Source organism: Blastococcus sp. SYSU DS0539 (assembly GCF_054050855.1).
This window is the reverse complement of sequence record NZ_JBJHAF010000016.1, coordinates 64,660-80,189: the sequence shown is the minus strand read 5'-3', so window position 1 is coordinate 80,189 and position 15,530 is coordinate 64,660. Positions and strand designations below refer to the sequence as shown.

Sequence of the window (15,530 nt, the reverse complement as noted above, 5' to 3'; positions counted from 1 at the left end):
CCGCGGACCTGGGGGTCGCTGGCCGGGCCGGTGTCGAGGGGAAGTGCCCAGGCTACCGCCCGCCGGGGGGCTCCGGCCCGGCGCGGGGCCAGCGGGAAGGCCGGCCGCCGTTCCCGGCCTGCCGGGACGGACGGGGCGGTGGGTGCGCGGTGGCCTCCGGGCGCCCCGGCACGCCCGGCCGACCACGCGACCGGCTGCCGACGGCCCCGGCTGAGAGGATGACGCCGATGCCTCCCAGTCCTCTTCCCGCGCCGCGGGCGTTCTCCCGCCGGACGCTGCTGGCGGTCTCCGCCGCGGGCCTCGCCGTCGCGGCCGCCGGGTGCACCTCCTCGCCGCCGGTCGACGAGCGGGACACCGTGACCAGCGCGCAGGCCGACGAGCTCGCGGCGCAGGTCGCGGTGCAGGAGGCGCTCGTCCGGGCCTACGAGATGGCGTTCGAGGCCGACCCCGCGCTGGCCGCGGCCGTCGGGGAGCTGGCGACCCAGGCCGAGGCGCAGCTCGGCCGGCTGCGTGACGCCGCCCCCGGCAGCAGCTCCTCGGCCACCGCGCCGCCGACCACCCCACCGCCCGGTGAGGGACAGGCATGGCTGCGGGCGCAGGTCGCCGCCGCCGCCACCTCCCACGCCACCGCCGCGCTCGGCCAGTCCGGCGGGCGGGCGGCCCTGCTGGGCTCCATCGCCGCGGGGCTGCGCGGCCACGACGCACGACTGGCATGACGGAGACCGGCCATGGCTGACGACGAGACGACCGACACCGCGGCCGAGAACGCCGCACTCGACACCGCACTGGCCGCCGAGCACGCGGCGGTCTGGGGGTACGGCGTGGTCGGGGCCGCTCTGGACCCGGGCGAGCGGCCGGCCGCGGCCGCCGCCGAGAACGCGCACCGCGACGTCCGGGACCGGCTGGTCGCGCTGCTCGGCGAGCGCGGCGCCGAACCGGCGCAGCCGCAGGCGGGCTACGCGCTGCCCTTCCCGGTGCTGTCGGCCGTCGACGCCGCGGCGCTCGCCGCCGTCCTCGAGGAGGGCGTGTCGTCGGCGTGGGTGCGGGTCCTCGACCGGGCCGTGGAGCGGCCCGGCCGCGCGCTGGCGATGGAGGTGCTGGGGGCGGCGGAAGTGCGGGCGGTCGCCTGGCGCGGCGCAGCCGGCCTGACCCCGGTCACCAGGCCGTTCCCCGGGCTCCCCGAGGAGTAGCGCCCGGGCGGCTCAGCCCAGCGCACCGAGGAAGGCGTCGGTCACCGTCACCGCGGCGCTGCTGGACCCGCCGCCCTCGACGAGCACGGCGAAGGCGATGTCCCCCGCGGGTCCGCCGATCCGGTAACCCATGAACCAGCCGTGCGAGTCCGGCGGCGTGCTGGTGCCGTACTCCGCGGTCCCCGTCTTGCCGTAGACCTCACCGCGGTCGGCGAGCGCCTGCGCGGTCCCCGACAGCACGACCTGCCGCATCATCGGCCGCAGTCCGTCGAGCACCTCCGCCGGCGGCCCGGCCGGCACCGGGCCCGCCGCCTCGGCGCCCACGACCTCCACCGGGGCGACCGGGGTCCCCCCGGCGATGCCCGCGGCGACGAGCGCCAGCTGCGCGGGACTCATGAGCACCTGTCCCTGCCCGATGGCATCGGCCGCCTTGGCCGTCCCGGTGCTGTCGCGCGGGACGCTGCCGCCGAAGACGTCGACCGGCAGGTCCCAGTCCGTGCCGACGCCGTACGCGGCCGCCGCGTCGGCCAGCGCGGCGTCGGGGAGCGCCAGGCCCTGCTGGATGAAGGTGGTGTTGCACGACTGCGCGAAGGCCTCGGTGAAGGGCACCGTGCCGAGGTCGAACTGGTCCTGGTTCTCGAACTCGCGGCCCTCGACGGTCGTGGTGGCGGGGCAGGGCACCGGGGTCGACGGCGCGAGCGTCCCGGCGGCCAGCAGCGCCGTGGCCGTCACCGTCTTCATGCTCGACCCCGGGGGGAACTGCCCGCGCAGGGCGTTGCCGGCATCGGCCACCTCGTTGGAGGCGACGGCCAGGATCTCCCCGGTGCCGGGGCGGACGGCCACCAGGTGGGTGGGCCGGGACTCCCCCGCCACGGCGGTGTCCGCGGCGTTCTGGACGGCGGGGACCAGCGGGGTCTGCACCGGCTGCCCGGCGACGGGGGCGACCGACGCGATCTCGCGGCCGTCATCCCCGGTGGCCTCGTCGGTGCTGACCACCGAGACGGTGAAGCCGGGCGTCCCGGTGAGCTGGTCCTGGTACGCCCGCTGCAGGCCGGACAGCCCGAGCTGGTCGCCGGCGGTGTACCGGGGCTCCCCCTCGTCGGCGGTCTCCTCGATGACCTCGGCGGTCGCCGGCCCCACCCGGCCGAGCAGGGCCGAGGCGAAGCGGGCGGTCGGCGCGAGCAGCCGGGTCTCGGTGGGGAACACGGCACCGGGCAGGTCGTAGACCTGGCCGCGGATCGCCTCGAAGTCGGGCCGGCGCAGCGTGATCACCGGGACGAACTGGCCGGCGGGCGCGGCCTGCACGTCGGCGGTGATCTCCTCCGGGGCGATGCCGGTGGCGGCGCCGAGCGCGGCCGCCAGCGCCGGCAGGTCGGTGACCTGTGCCGGGTCCACCCCGACGTTCACCACCTCGGTGGGGGTGAACAGCGGCGCGCCCGCCGCGTCGGTGATGGGCGCGCGCTCGGGGAGGCTGCGGCCCAGCTTGAGGTGCTGTCCCTCCCCCAGCTCCGGGTGGACCATCGCCGGCTCGGCGACGACCGTCCAGTCGTCGTCCTCGCCCTCCCGCAGCCGCAGCGTGCCGTCGTAGGTCCAGTCGGGGGCGGCGTCGAGGTCCCAGGTGGCGGTCCAGCCGACGGTGGCGGCGCCGTCGTCGACGGTCACCGAGCCGACCTCCGCGGTCAGGCCGGCGCCGGGCAGGTCGCCGGCCGTCCGTTCCAGCAGGGCGGTGGCGGTGCCGGGATCGGTGGTCGCGCCGGCGGCGGCAGCGGTGTCCCCGGCGGCCCAGTCGTCGAGGAAGGCCGCCGCGGCCGCGCGCACGTCGTCCTCGCTGCTGCCCGAGCAGCCGGCCAGCACCGGGACGGTCAGCACGAGCAGGGCGGTGGCGGGAGCGAGACGTCGTCCTGTCGACACGGTCACAGGTTGACAGACCGGACCGACGAGCTCAGAACAGCACGCTGGCGTACTCGCCGACCTCGCGGAACCCAACCCGCCGGTACGCGGCCCGGGCCCGGACGTTGAAGTCGTTGACGTAGAGGCTGACCACGGGGGCGATGACGGCGCGGGCGTACTCGACCACGGTGGCGGTGCAGGCGGTGCCGATGCCCTGCCCGCGCAGCACGGGTGCGACCCAGACGCCCTGGACCTGGCACGCGCCGCGGCACACCGCGCCGATCTCGGCCTTGAACAGGACCCTGCCGTCCTCGATCCACGCCAGCGACTGACCGGACCGCACGAGCTCGTCGACCCGTGCGCGGTAGCCGGCGCCCCCGTCGGTCCGGAGGGGGCTGACCCCGACCTCCTCGGTGAACATCGCGACCGCGGCCGGCAGCAGGACGTCCAGCTGGTCGGGGCGCACCGGACGCACCCGCGGCTCCGGGGGAACGGCCGGCGGGCCGTCGATCGCCATCAGCGGCTGCCGGGGCCGGTGGTCGCGGGCCGGCCCCCACACCGGGGCGAGCAGCTCCCACATCGGCCCGACGGCGGCCGACGGACCCACGATCGTGGAGCAGCGGCGGCCGGCCCGGCGGGCCCGCTCGGCGAAGGCGACGGCGGCGGCGCGCTCGGCGCCCGGCCGGGCGAACGGGATGAGGTTGGCGCCGGCCAGGCAGACCGCGTCGAGCTCCCCGCCGGTGCCGATGCCCCAGAGCGGGGCACCCAGGGCGAGCGGCGCCGTCCCCGACACCTCGACCCGTCCGGCGATGACGCAGGCGGCGACCGGATCGGTCGCCAGCAAGCGCTGCACGGCCGGCTCGTCGGCCTCGTCGAGGACGCGGGCCACAGGCGTACGGAGCACGGGTCAGCTGACGGTGACGACCGGCGGCCCGGAGGGCTCACCGGCGTCGACGTGCTCGCCGGCGATGCGCAGGGCCTCCTCGATGAGGGTCTCGACGATCTGCGACTCCGGCACGGTCTTGATGACCTCGCCCTTGACGAAGATCTGGCCCTTGCCGTTGCCGGACGCCACGCCGAGGTCGGCCTCGCGCGCCTCACCGGGGCCGTTGACGACGCAGCCCATGACGGCGACCCGCAGCGGCACCTCCATGCCCTCCAGGCCGGCGGTGACCTCGTTGGCGAGCGTGTAGACGTCGACCTGCGCCCGCCCGCAGGACGGGCAGCTGACGATCTCCAGGCCGCGCTGGCGCAGGTTCAGCGACTCCAGGATCTGGTTGCCGACCTTGACCTCCTCGGCCGGCGGGGCCGAGAGGGAGACGCGGATGGTGTCGCCGATGCCCTGGGACAGCAGCGCGCCGAACGCGACGGCGGACTTGATCGTGCCCTGGAACGACGGGCCGGCCTCGGTCACGCCGAGGTGCAGCGGGTAGTCGCACTGCGCGGCGAGCAGCTCGTAGGCGCGGACCATGACCACCGGGTCGTTGTGCTTGACCGAGATCTTGATGTCGCGGAAGTCGTGCTCCTCGAACAGCGAGCACTCCCACAGCGCCGACTCGACCAGCGCCTCCGGCGTCGCCTTGCCGTACTTGGCCAGCAGCCGCTTGTCCAGCGACCCGGCGTTGACCCCGATCCGGATGGGGGTGCCGGCGTCCTTGGCCGCCCTGGCGATCTCCCCGACCTTGTCGTCGAACTTCTTGATGTTGCCCGGGTTCACGCGGACGGCGGCACAGCCGGCGTCGATCGCGGCGAAGACGTAGCGCGGCTGGAAGTGGATGTCGGCGATGACCGGGATCTGCGACTTCTTCGCGATGATCGGCAGCGCCTCGGCGTCGTCGGTGTCGGGGACGGCCACGCGCACGATCTGGCAGCCCGACGCCGTCAGCTCGGCGATCTGCTGCAGCGTGGCGTTGATGTCCGCGGTCTTGGTCGTGCACATCGACTGGACGCTGACCGGGGAGTCGCTGCCGACGCCGACACCGCCCACGTCCAGCTGACGGGTCTTGCGCCGGGGCGCGAGGACGGGCGGGGGCGCAGCGGGCATGCCGAGGCCGACGGGGATCGCCATGCCGCCCAGTATCCCCCGCCGTGCGGTCGATGCTGGTGGCGCCGCTGTGACGTACGCGTCCGGAAAGCCCGGCACCGCGTCACGGCGGCGCCGCTCAGCCGGACAGCCGGACCGGGTTGACGATGTCGGCGACCAGCAGCAGCAGCGACAGCCCCAGGAAGAGCCCGGCGACGGCGTAGGCGACCGGCATCAGCCGGGCGATGTCGAAGGGGCCCGGGTCCGGCCTTCCGCGCAGCCGCGCGACGACGGACCGCGCCTTCTCGTACAGCGCCCCGGCGACGTGCCCGCCGTCGAGCGGGTAGATCGGCACCAGGTTGAACAGGAACAGCACCAGGTTCATCCCGGCGAGCAGGCTCAGGAAGAAGCTCAGCTTCTCCATGCCCGACAGCTGCGGCAGCGCGAACGCCTCTCCGGAGATCCGGCCCACGCCGACGACGCCGATCGGGCCGTTGCGGTCGCGCTCCTCCCCCAGGAACGCCGCGCGGAACAGCTGCGGAACCCGCTGGGGGATCTCGATCAGCCGCTCCACCGAGCGGGAGACGACCATGCCGTAGTAGCCCGGCAGCGCGCCGACGTCCTGCCGGGCGAACCCGAAGACGGGGGCGATGCCGAGGTAGCCGGCCGTGGTGGTCTCGTCGCTGCCGGCCTCGGCGTAGACGGTGTTGGGGATCGGGGTGACCGACAGCTCGCGCCGCTGGCCGTCCCGCTCGACGGTGAGCGCCAGCTCCTGGCCCGGGTGGCTGCGGATCGCCTCGCTGACGGCGTCCCAGCTGTCGTAGCCCATCGGGTCGACCTGCTGACCGTCGATGGCCACGATCGTGTCGCCGGGACGCAACCCGGCCTCGGCGGCGGGGCTGGTCACCGGCAGGGTGCAGTTCGCCGTCCCCTCCTCGCAGACCGTTCCGGCCTCCGGCCCGGACGCGACGATGGGGATCGCGCACGGGTCCGGCGCTTCCGCGGTCTCCGCCCCCGCGGGCAGCACGCAGGCCGGCACCTGGTCGATCTGGGTGGTGATCACGTTGGTGCCGACCGCGGTCAGCGTGATGGCGAAGAAGACGACGGCCAGCACCAGGTTGTTGAAGGGGCCGGCGAACATGACGATGACCCGCTGCCACCAGGGCTTCTTGTAGAACACCCGGTCGCCGTCGCTGGGACGCACGTCGTTGAGCGCCTGCCCGCGCACCTCGGCGATGAAGCTGCGCATGCGGGTGGCGCGCTTGCTCTCGCCCTCCTCGACCGGCGGGATCATGCCGACGATGCGGATGTAGCCGCCGAGCGGGATGGCCTTGATGCCGTACTCAGTCTCGCCGCGGCGCCGGGAGAACAGGGTCGGACCGAAGCCGACCATGAACTGCGGCACGCGCATGCCGAACTTCCGCGCCCACCAGAAGTGGCCCGCCTCGTGGAAGGCGATGGAGAACATCAGCCCGAGGGCGAACAGGACGAACCCCAGGACCGTCAGCAGGATCCCGCTCAGCTCAGCCTCCGGCGATGACGCCCCGGGCGTGCTCCCGGGCCCACTTCTCCGCCGCCAGCACGTCGTCGACGCAGGTGGGGGCGCCGAGGTCCGGCGCGGCGTCGAGCGTACGCGCGACGAGCTGGACGATCCCTGGGAACGACAGCCGACCCGCCGTGAAGGCGGCGACCGCCTCCTCGTTGGCGGCGTTGTACATGGCCGGCACCACGCCGCCCGCCTCCCCGGCGGACCGGGCCAGCCGGACGGCGGGGAACGCGTCGGAGTCCAGCGGCAGGAACTCCCAGGTGCTCGCCGTCGACCAGTCCAGCGCCGGCTGCACGTGCGGCAGCCGGTCGGGCCAGGCCAGGCCGAGCGCGATCGGCAGCCGCATGTCCGGCGGGCTGGCCTGCGCGATCGTCGCGCCGTCGGCGAAGGTGACCATGGAGTGCACGATCGACTGCGGGTGCACGACGACGTCGATGTCGGCGTAGGGCACGCCGAAGAGCAGATGCGCCTCGATCAGCTCCAGCCCCTTGTTGACCAGGGTCGCCGAGTTGATCGTCACCATCGGCCCCATGGCCCAGGTCGGGTGCGCCAGCGTTTGCTCGACGGTGACCTCGGCCAGCTCCGCGGCCGGGCGGCCACGGAAAGGCCCGCCGCTGGCGGTGAGCACCAGCCGGGCGACCTCCTCGCGCGACCCACCGCGCAGGCACTGGGCCAGCGCCGAGTGCTCGGAGTCCACGGGCACCAGCTGGCCGGGCGCCGCGGCGGCGAGCACCAGCTCCCCGCCGGCGACCAGCGACTCCTTGTTCGCCAGCGCCACCGTGCGGCCGGCCCGCAGCGCCGAGAGGGTGGGACCCAGCCCGATCGAGCCGGTGATCCCGTTCAGGACGACGTCGGCGGGCCGGGCGGCCAGCTCCTCGGCGGCGCGCGGCCCGGCGAGGATCTCCGGCAGCGCGAACTCCCCCGTCGCCCAGCCGCGCTGGGACGCCACCGCGTAGAAGGCCAGCTGCAGGTCCTGCGCCGCGGTGGCCTTGGCGACGGCGACGGTGCGGACGCCCAGGCTCAACGCCTGCTCGGCGAGCAGCGCCACGTCCCCGCCGCCGGCGGCCAGGCCGGTGATGCGCAGCCGGTCGGGGTTCTGCGCGGCCACCTCCAGCGCCTGCCGGCCGATCGACCCGGTGGAGCCCAGGACGGTGACCTCGCGCGGCTCGCTCATACCGCCATCCTGCCAATGCCCTGCCCCGCCGGCCCGAGCGCGGGCGGAGGCGCCGGGGCCGGCCTCGCGTGCGACGACTGACGACCCGCCGACCACCTCACCCGGTGCCCGGCATCGGCTCCTGCCAGAATGGGCGGGTGACCGAGGCATCCCACTCCCCGTCGACCCAGCGGGTCAACCAGCCCGGACGTGAGGAAGGCGTCGCCCGCGTGGGCGCGCACCCCGTCGAGCACGAGCAGCCCGAGGACTGGGGCTGGCACGGCGAGACCGGCAAGTGGGGCCAGATCGGTGGCTGGATCACCGTGGCGATCATCCTGCTGTACATGGTCGGCAACCACGAGGGCCGGGTCGAGGACCTGTGGCTGCTCGGGTTCGCCGGGGTGATGGCACTGATCCTCGTCTGGGACCTCCGCCGGAAGAAGACCGCCTGGCGCCGCTGAGCACCGGATGCACCGAGGCCCCGCTCCCCGTACCGGGGTGGCGGGGCCTCGCCGTTCCCGGGCTCGCCGGCTCAGGTGATCGAGACGCCGATCGCCGCGCCGATCAGGTAGGTGATCCCGGCGGCGGCCGCGCCGAAGAGGAGCTGCCGCAGACCCGCGTACCACCACGGGCGCGGGGTGAACCGCGAGGACAGCACCCCGGCCGCCAGCAGCCCGAGACCTCCGCACAGCAGCGCGGCCCACAGCACGGAGAAGCCGAGCAGGTAGGGCAGCAGCGGCAGCAGCGCGCCGACTCCGAACGTGCAGAAGGAGGAGACCGCTGCCGTCATCGGCGACGGCTTGTCCTCCGGGCTCAGCCCGAGCTCCGCGACGACGTGCAGCCGCAGCGCCGTCTGCGGGTCACGGGACAGCTGCACGGCGACCTGGCGGGCCAGCCGGTCCTCCACGCCCCGCACCCGCAGCATCTCGGTGAGCTCGGCGAGCTCGCCCTCGGGGTTGCGCTCGAGCTCGCGGCGCTCCTTCTCGACCTCCAGGTCGAGCTGCTCGTTCGCCGTCTTCACCGAGGTGTACTCGCCGAGCGCCATGGAGATCGCGCCGGCGACCAGGCTCGCCGTACCGGCCAGCACGATGGTCCGCGGCGCGGCCCCGCCGCCGCCGACGCCGGCGACCAGCGCGGTGTTCGTGACCAGGCCGTCCATCGCGCCGAACACCGCCGCGCGCAGCCACCCGCCCGAGACGTCGGCGTGACTGTGCTCGTGCGCCTCCGCCTCCGGAGCGGGTGAGGTCACCGGTCTCCCTCGGCACCCAGCGGAACGGGCTCCTCCACGCTGGGGGTGGGCAGCGCCACCGCGGGCACGCCGTCGACCCGGTCGGCCGCGGCGAGCTGGCCGCAGGCGCCGTCGATGTCCTGGCCGCGGGTGTCGCGCACCGTCGTCGCCACCCCGGCGGCCCGCAGGCGGGCGACGAACTCCCGCTGCGCGGGCAGCGGGCTGGCGTCCCAGGGGCTGCCCGGCGTCGGGTTCAGCGGGATGAGGTTCACGTGCGCGAGCTTCCCGGCCAGCAGGCGACCGAGCAGGTCGGCCCGGAACGGCTGGTCGTTGACGTCCCGGATCAGCGCGTACTCCACCGAGTAGCGGCGCCCGGTGCGCTGCGCGTAGGCGTCGGCGGCGTCGACGACCTCGCCGACCTTCCAGCGGGTGTTGATCGGCACGAGGGTGTCGCGCAGCTCGTCGTCGGGGGCGTGCAGGCTGACCGCGAGGGTCACGTTGCGCCCCTCCTCGGTGAGCCGCCGGATGGCGGGCACCAGGCCGACCGTGGAGACCGTCACCGACCGCTGCGAGAGGCCCAGCCCGTAGGGGGCGGTGCCGAGCAGGGCGTCGAGGGTCTTGCGCACGCGGGCGTAGTTGGCCAGCGGCTCCCCCATGCCCATGAACACGACGTTCGACAGCCGGCCCGGGCCGCCGGCGACGTCACCGTTCGCCATCGCCGCGGCGGCGGCCACCGCCTGGCCGATGATCTCGGCGGCGGAGAGGTTCCGGGTCAGCCCGGCCTGGCCGGTGGCGCAGAACGGGCAGGCCATGCCGCAACCGGCCTGGCTGGAGATGCAGACAGTGGCGCGGTCGGGGTAGCGCATCAGCACGCTCTCCACGAGCGCGCCGTCGTGCAGCCGCCACAGCGTCTTGCGGGTCCGCCCGCCGTCGGCGGTCTGGTGCCGCACGGGGGTGAGCAGCCCGGGCAGCAGCGCCTCGCGGAGCGGCTCGCGGGCGGCGGCCGGGATGTCGGTCATCTGCGCCGGGTCGGTGACCCCGCGGTAGTAGTGCCGGGCCAGCTGGTCGGCGCGGAACGCCGGCTGGCCCAGCTCGGCGACCGCCGCGCGGGCCTCCTCACGGGTGAGGTCGGCGAGGTGGCGCGGCGGCTTGCCACGGCGGGGGGCGTCGAAGACCAGGGGCAGGGCAGTCATATCGCCACCCATGGTCCCACCTCTCCCGGCCCTCGGTCGCGGTCCGGAGACCGAACTCACGCGAGCGGGCCGGATCCCTGGCAGGGTGACCGGTCATGAGCCGGCTGGACGACGTCGACCTGAGCCTCCGCCTGGACAAGAAGGAGGCCAAGAAGCAGCTGGCCGCTGCGCAGGAGCGGCTGGTCCACCTGCGCCTGCTGCTCGGCGGGCAGATCGGGCCGGGCGAGCTCGGCCCGCCGCTGCTGGCCCTGTTCGAGGGCTGGGACGCCTCCGGCAAGGGCGGCGCGATCCAGCGGCTGGTGGGCGAGCTCGATCCCCGGCACGTGCGGGTGGCGCAGTTCGCCGCACCCACCAGCGACGAGAAGCGGCACCACTTCCTGTGGCGCTTCTGGCCGGTGCTGCCCGGCTGGGGCGGCATGGCCGTGCTCGACCGCTCCTGGTATGGCCGGGTGCTGGTCGAGCGGGTGGAGGGTTATGCCGAGGAAGAGGCGTGGCGGCGGGCGTACCAGGAGATCGTCGACCTGGAGACGACGTTGGCCGCCGAGGGCACGGTGCTGGTGAAGTTCTGGATGCACGTCTCCCCCGAGGAGCAGCTGCGCCGCTTCGAGTCCCGCCGCACGAACCCGTACAAGGCGTGGAAGCTCACCGACGAGGACTGGCGCAACCGGGAGAAGCGCGGCGAGTACGAGGCTGCGGTCGAGGAGATGCTCGAGCGCACCGACATCCCCACCGCGCCGTGGCACGTGATCCCCGCCGACGACAAGCGGTGGGCGCGGGTGGCCGTCGTCCGGACGGTCTGCGAGGCGGTCGAGGCGGCGCTGCACGCGCGCGGCATCGACCCCGACCCGCCGCTGACCGGCGACTAGGGGCTCGCGCGCGGGCCGGCGTGCTGCCGGATCCAGGCGTGCATCGCGATCCCGGCGGCCACGCCGGCGTTGATCGACCGGGTCGAGCCGAACTGGGCGATCGACACGGTGAGCTCCGCCCCCGCACGGGCCTCCGGCGTCAGCCCGGGGCCCTCCTGGCCGAACAGCAGCACGCACCGCTCCGGCAGCTCGGCCGTCTCGATCGGCACCGCGCCGGGCCCGTTGTCGACGGCGACGACGGCGAGCCCCTGCCGGGCCGCGTGCGCCAGCAGGCCGCCGACGTCGGCGTGGTGCCGCAGGTGCTGGTAGCGGTCGGTGACCATCGCCCCGCGCCGGTTCCAGCGCCGCCGGCCGACCACGTGCACCTCCGCGGCGAGGAAGGCGTTGGCCGTGCGCACCACCGTCCCGATGTTGAGGTCGTGGCCGAAGTTCTCGATCGCGACGTGGAACGGGTGCCGGCGGGCGTCCAGGTCGGCGACGATCGCCGCCACCGTCCAGTAGCGGTACCGGTCGACGACGTTGCGCCGGTCGCCCTCGGCCAGCAGCTGCGGGTCGTAACGCGGGTCCTCCGGCCACGGCCCCTCCCAGGGCCCGACGCCGACCGTCGTCCCCCAGTCGGTCGGGCCGGGGAGGACGTCGTCGGTCACGCCCCGGATGCTCCCAGCCCGGCACCCAGCCACTCCAGCCGCCCACCGTGCGGCGCCGAGCGGGCGAGGGGCCGGCCGTCGAGGGAGACCACGAACTCGGCACCCCAGCCGTCGACCGGCCGCTGCCCGGTGCCGGGGACCATGCCGGCCGGCTCCTGCGCCAGCCACCGCACCGGCAGGCCGCTCACCGTGTCGGCGAACCGGGCCCGCGCCTGCTCGGTCAGGTAGGGCAGCACCGCCGTGTGCAGGACGACGACGGTGCTCCCCGCCCGTACGAACTCCAGGGCGTCGGGCAGCCGGTCGAGGAGGTCACCGCGGAGCATCGTGGCCGGCTCCCGCGCGGCCACCTCCGCCGCCGCGTCCAGCCGGCGCAGCCGCTCCTCGGCCGCCGGACCGGGCCAGACCAGCGCGCGCAGCCAGGCCCGGTCGTCGGTGTCGCCCGGGTCCAGCGGGTTCAGGTCGATGCCGATGCGGGCGACCACCCGCGGCAGCGCCCGGGGCACGGGCACCCCGCCGGAGGTGGTGACGACGATCCGCAGCGCGTCCTCCGGCCCCACCCGGACGCCGTCGTAGTCGTAGCCGTACCGGTCGGGGTAGAGGCACAGACCGGCGGAGGCGCCCACCTCGACCAGCGTCAGCGGGGCGTCGAGCAGCCCGAGGACCGGCAGCAACGCCCCACACCGCGCCGGCTCGTTGGTCTGGGTGGCGCGGGCCAGCACGGTGGCCCGCAGCCGCTCGGCGTCGTCGGCGACGCGGCGGTCCAGCTCCGCGCCGTCGGCCGGCGCGCCGCCGAGGAACTGCAGCGCCGCGAAGAGCAGGTTGGGCTGCCGCTTGCCGGTGGGCAGCCCGGCGAGGAACGCGAGCACGGTCGGGGAGCCGGCGGCGTGCGCGGCGAGCTCGGCGTAGCGCGGGGACGACGACCGGGCCTCGGCCGCGAACGAGCGGTACCCACGGGCGATCCGGTCGAGATCCTCGGCTGCCATCCGGGCAGGATCGCAGAGGTGCAGCCCGACGTCCTCCTCCACCTGATCGAGCCGACCGCCTGGCGGGCCGCCCTGGCCGCCGGCGGCATCCGGCCGGACGCGGCCGGCTTCGTGCACCTCTCGACGCCGGCGCAGGTGCACCTGCCCGCGGGCCGGCTGTTCCCCGGCCGCCGCGATCTCGCGCTGCTCGTCGTCGACCCGTCCCGGCTGCCCGACCCGGTGCGGTTCGAGCCCGGGCACCCCGACGACCCGGCCGGCGCGTTGTTCCCGCACCTGTACGGCCCGTTGCCGACCGGCGCGGTCGTCGCCGTCGTGCCCTACCGCCCGCCGGCGGTGCCCGTACTCCCTGCCCCCGGGGACGCCCTCGCCCGGGCGCTGGCGTTCTACACCTCGGTCCCCGTCCGGCGGGCCGTGGGCGTGGGCGACGTGCCCGGCGGCGTGGCGGTGCTCGACCCCGACGTCCCGCACTCCCGGGACAACAACCGGCTGATCGTCGCCGAGCCGGTGGACGCCGCGACCGTCGAGGCGGCGGCCGAGGAGGTGGGCGGCAACGCGGGATGGCCGCACCTCGCGGCGCTGCTGGCCTGGCCGGGCGCGGCGCCGGTCGCCGCCGCGCTGACCGGCCGCGGCTGGAACGCCGAGGAGCTGGTGCTCATGGCCCGCCGCACCGATCTACCGGTGCCCGGGTCCGGTGCCCGGGCGGAGGTGGTCGACCAGCGCGAGGTGCACGACCTGTGGGAGCGCTCCTGGCGGGCGGGGCTGGCCTCGCTGGGGAGCCGGCTCGACGCGGTGGTGGCCCAGCTGATCGCGCGGGAGGAGCTCAACGACCGGGTCGTCGCCGTCACCGACGTCGCCGTCCGGGAGGAGGGCCGGGTCGTGGCCGCCGGCCAGCTGCGGGTCGACGGCGCCACCGCGGCGGTGGAGTCGGTGCTCACCGATCCGGCCGCCCGCGGGCGCGGTCACGCCGGCGTGGTGCTGACCCGGACCCTCGAGTTGGCCGCCGACGCCGGCTGCGACCTGGTGGTGCTCGAGGCCGCGGGGGGCGACTGGCCGCGGCACTGGTACGCCCGCCACGGGTTCGAGCAGGTCGGCACCACCTGGGCGGTGGACCGCCCGGTGTGACTCAGACCGGCGCGAGCAGGGTCAGCAGCAGGTACGCCGCGGCCGCCGACGGCAGCAGCGAGTCCAGCCGGTCCATGATCCCGCCGTGACCGGGCAGCAGGTCACCCATGTCCTTGATGCCGAGGTCGCGCTTGATCAGCGACTCGGCGAGGTCGCCCACCGTGGCGGAGACCGCGAGCGCGGCGCCGAAGACCAGCCCGCCCCACCAGGGCGCGTCCAGCCCGAACACCAGGATCGGGGTGGCCATGGCCATGCAGGCGAGCACGGAGCCGGCCATGCCCTCCCAGGACTTCTTGGGGCTGATCGAGGGCGCCATCGGGTGCTTGCCGAACAGCACGCCGGCGGCGTAGCCCCCGACGTCGCTGGCCACCACCGTCGCGATGAACGCGAGCACCCGCAGCGCGCCGTCCTCGGGCACCAGGAGCAGGACCGCGAAACCGGCCAGCAGCGGGACGTAGAGCGCGACGAGGACCCCTGCGGCGGCGTCCCGGCGGTAGCCGACCGGTCCTCCGGCGAGCCGCCAGAGCAGCACGGCCACCGCGGTGAGCAGGAAGCCGGTGAGCAGCCCCGTGGGGCCGCGGCTCCAGGCGAGGGCCTCCATGGCGAAGGCACCGACGAGCAGCGGCACGAGCGGGGCGGAGTACCCGCCCCTGCCCAGCGCCCGCGTCAGCTCCACGACCGCCACGAGGATCGCGGCGACCAGCAGGCCGAGGAAGGCCGGCCGCCACAGGAACAGCGACGCCAGGACCAGGCCGACCAGCCCGAGACCGACGCCGATGGCCGCCTGCAGGTTCCGCCCGGCGCGGCTCACCGGCTGCTCCGTGGTGGGCAGCTGCGCGAGCTTCTCGGGCAGCGGCATCGCCGTCGCCGTGGGGACGTCGTCCGCCGACGGCGGGGGCCCCGCGTCGTCGCGAACCGGCACCAGCGGGCGCGGAGGGAGCGGAGGGAGCGGTCGCGACGTCGCACGCGGCACCGGACCGGTGTCGTCGTCCCGCCGGTCCGCGCCCGGCGTCCGGGCACCGCGCCGTGACGACGGCTCGGTACCCGCGCGCAGCGAGCGCGGACGGTCGGCGGAGGGAGGCGTCATGGGCGTGTGGCCGCGACGAGGTCAGACCTCGAGCAGCTCGCTCTCCTTGGTCTTCACCGCGTCGTCGATGCCCTGGGTGTGCTTGGCGGTGAGGTCGTCGAGCTCCTTCTCCGCGCGGCGCACGTCGTCCTCGCCCGCCTCGCCGTCCTTGACGATGCGGTCGAGCTCCTCCTTGGCCCGCCGGCGGATGTTGCGGATGGCGACCTTGGCGTCCTCGCCCTTGGCGCGCGCCTGCTTCACCAGGTCGCGGCGGCGCTCCTCGGTCAGCTGGGGGAAGACCACGCGCAGGAGCTGGCCGTCGTTGGTCGGGTTGACGCCGAGGTCGCTGTCGCGGATCGCCTTCTCGATGGCGCCCATCTGACTCATGTCGTAGGGCTTGATGACCGCCATCCGCGCCTCGGGCACGGTGATGGAGGCCATCTGCGGCACCGGCGTGTAGGCGCCGTAGTAGTCCACGACGATCTTGTTGAACATCGAGGGCGCGGCCCGTCCGGTGCGGACCGAGCCCAGGTCCTCGCGCGCCACCGAGAGGGCCTTGTCCATCCGCTCCTCGGCGTCGAGCAGGGTGTCGTCGATCACGGGTAGTCCCTCCTGCGGCCGGC

At 75.2% G+C, this 15,530-nt stretch carries 16 protein-coding genes; 5 read left to right on the top strand and 11 right to left on the bottom strand.

Annotated features, from left to right (window positions below; genetic code table 11):
* Nucleotides 1-227: 227 nt before the first annotated feature.
* Together ACI790_RS18100 and ACI790_RS18095 are read left to right on the top strand one after the other, a co-directional pair.
* Nucleotides 228-716: a hypothetical protein gene (locus ACI790_RS18100; protein WP_456571173.1), complete on the top strand. Its 489-nt coding sequence runs from the start codon at nucleotides 228-230 to the stop codon at nucleotides 714-716.
* Between the two features lie 12 nt (nucleotides 717-728).
* Nucleotides 729-1,190: a ferritin-like domain-containing protein gene (locus ACI790_RS18095; RefSeq protein ID WP_456571172.1), complete on the top strand. Its 462-nt coding sequence runs from the start codon at nucleotides 729-731 to the stop codon at nucleotides 1,188-1,190.
* A 12-nt stretch (nucleotides 1,191-1,202) separates the two neighbouring features.
* Here the strand turns inward: ACI790_RS18095 and ACI790_RS18090 are convergent, their stop codons facing one another.
* From ACI790_RS18090 to dxr, 5 genes are all read right to left on the bottom strand, one after another.
* Nucleotides 1,203-3,101: a penicillin-binding transpeptidase domain-containing protein gene (locus ACI790_RS18090; RefSeq protein WP_456571171.1), complete on the bottom strand. Its 1,899-nt coding sequence runs from the start codon at nucleotides 3,099-3,101 to the stop codon at nucleotides 1,203-1,205.
* A 31-nt stretch (nucleotides 3,102-3,132) separates the two neighbouring features.
* Nucleotides 3,133-3,984: a GNAT family N-acetyltransferase gene (locus ACI790_RS18085; protein ID WP_456571170.1), complete on the bottom strand. Its 852-nt coding sequence runs from the start codon at nucleotides 3,982-3,984 to the stop codon at nucleotides 3,133-3,135.
* Between the two features lie 3 nt (nucleotides 3,985-3,987).
* On the bottom strand, nucleotides 3,988-5,148 hold the full coding sequence (gene ispG / locus ACI790_RS18080) for a flavodoxin-dependent (E)-4-hydroxy-3-methylbut-2-enyl-diphosphate synthase (protein ID WP_456571169.1): 1,161 nt from the start codon (nucleotides 5,146-5,148) through the stop codon (nucleotides 3,988-3,990).
* Nucleotides 5,149-5,242: 94 nt separating this feature from the next.
* The gene (locus ACI790_RS18075; RefSeq protein ID WP_456571192.1) at nucleotides 5,243-6,589 is read right to left on the bottom strand and encodes a M50 family metallopeptidase; all 1,347 of its coding nucleotides are present in this window, start codon (nucleotides 6,587-6,589) and stop codon (nucleotides 5,243-5,245) included.
* 37 nt (nucleotides 6,590-6,626) lie between these two features.
* A complete protein-coding gene (gene dxr / locus ACI790_RS18070) occupies nucleotides 6,627-7,823 on the bottom strand; it encodes a 1-deoxy-D-xylulose-5-phosphate reductoisomerase (protein WP_456571168.1) in 1,197 nt (398 codons plus the stop codon).
* Nucleotides 7,824-7,960: 137 nt separating this feature from the next.
* Here dxr and ACI790_RS18065 point away from each other — a divergent pair, with 137 nt between their 5' ends.
* A complete protein-coding gene (locus tag ACI790_RS18065; RefSeq protein WP_456571167.1) occupies nucleotides 7,961-8,263 on the top strand; it encodes a DUF2631 domain-containing protein in 303 nt (100 codons plus the stop codon).
* 71 nt (nucleotides 8,264-8,334) lie between these two features.
* Here ACI790_RS18065 and ACI790_RS18060 read toward each other — a convergent pair whose 3' ends face one another.
* Nucleotides 8,335-9,051 carry a VIT1/CCC1 transporter family protein gene (locus ACI790_RS18060; protein WP_456571166.1) on the bottom strand — a complete coding sequence of 239 codons (717 nt, stop codon included), beginning with the start codon at nucleotides 9,049-9,051 and terminating at the stop codon, nucleotides 8,335-8,337.
* Complete coding sequence (rlmN, locus tag ACI790_RS18055; protein ID WP_456571165.1) at nucleotides 9,048-10,223, bottom strand: 23S rRNA (adenine(2503)-C(2))-methyltransferase RlmN; 1,176 nt, start codon at nucleotides 10,221-10,223, stop codon at nucleotides 9,048-9,050. Before rlmN ends, ACI790_RS18060 begins: the two co-directional genes overlap by 4 nt.
* Nucleotides 10,224-10,318: 95 nt before the next feature.
* Between rlmN and ACI790_RS18050 the strand changes: the two genes are divergently transcribed.
* Nucleotides 10,319-11,089, top strand: a complete 771-nt coding sequence (locus ACI790_RS18050) for a polyphosphate kinase 2 family protein (RefSeq protein ID WP_456571164.1) — start codon at nucleotides 10,319-10,321, stop codon at nucleotides 11,087-11,089.
* Here ACI790_RS18050 and ACI790_RS18045 read toward each other — a convergent pair.
* Together ACI790_RS18045 and ACI790_RS18040 are read right to left on the bottom strand one after the other, a co-directional pair.
* Complete coding sequence (locus ACI790_RS18045) at nucleotides 11,086-11,736, bottom strand: TrmH family RNA methyltransferase (protein WP_456571163.1); 651 nt, start codon at nucleotides 11,734-11,736, stop codon at nucleotides 11,086-11,088. The two genes, ACI790_RS18050 and ACI790_RS18045, sit on opposite strands and share 4 nt — an antisense overlap.
* Nucleotides 11,733-12,719: a DUF2332 domain-containing protein gene (locus tag ACI790_RS18040; protein ID WP_456571162.1), complete on the bottom strand. Its 987-nt coding sequence runs from the start codon at nucleotides 12,717-12,719 to the stop codon at nucleotides 11,733-11,735. Before ACI790_RS18040 ends, ACI790_RS18045 begins: the two co-directional genes overlap by 4 nt.
* A gap of 18 nt (nucleotides 12,720-12,737) precedes the next feature.
* On the opposite strand from ACI790_RS18040, the gene ACI790_RS18035 reads away from it, so the two are divergent.
* Nucleotides 12,738-13,841, top strand: a complete 1,104-nt coding sequence (locus tag ACI790_RS18035; protein ID WP_456571161.1) for a GNAT family N-acetyltransferase — start codon at nucleotides 12,738-12,740, stop codon at nucleotides 13,839-13,841.
* 1 nt (nucleotide 13,842) lies between these two features.
* Here ACI790_RS18035 and ACI790_RS18030 read toward each other — a convergent pair whose 3' ends face one another.
* Entirely contained in the window at nucleotides 13,843-14,928 is a 1,086-nt protein-coding gene (locus tag ACI790_RS18030; RefSeq protein ID WP_456571160.1) for a phosphatidate cytidylyltransferase, read from the bottom strand.
* Nucleotides 14,929-14,949: 21 nt separating this feature from the next.
* A complete protein-coding gene (gene frr / locus ACI790_RS18025; protein ID WP_456571159.1) occupies nucleotides 14,950-15,507 on the bottom strand; it encodes a ribosome recycling factor in 558 nt (185 codons plus the stop codon).
* Nucleotides 15,508-15,530 lie beyond the last annotated feature (23 nt).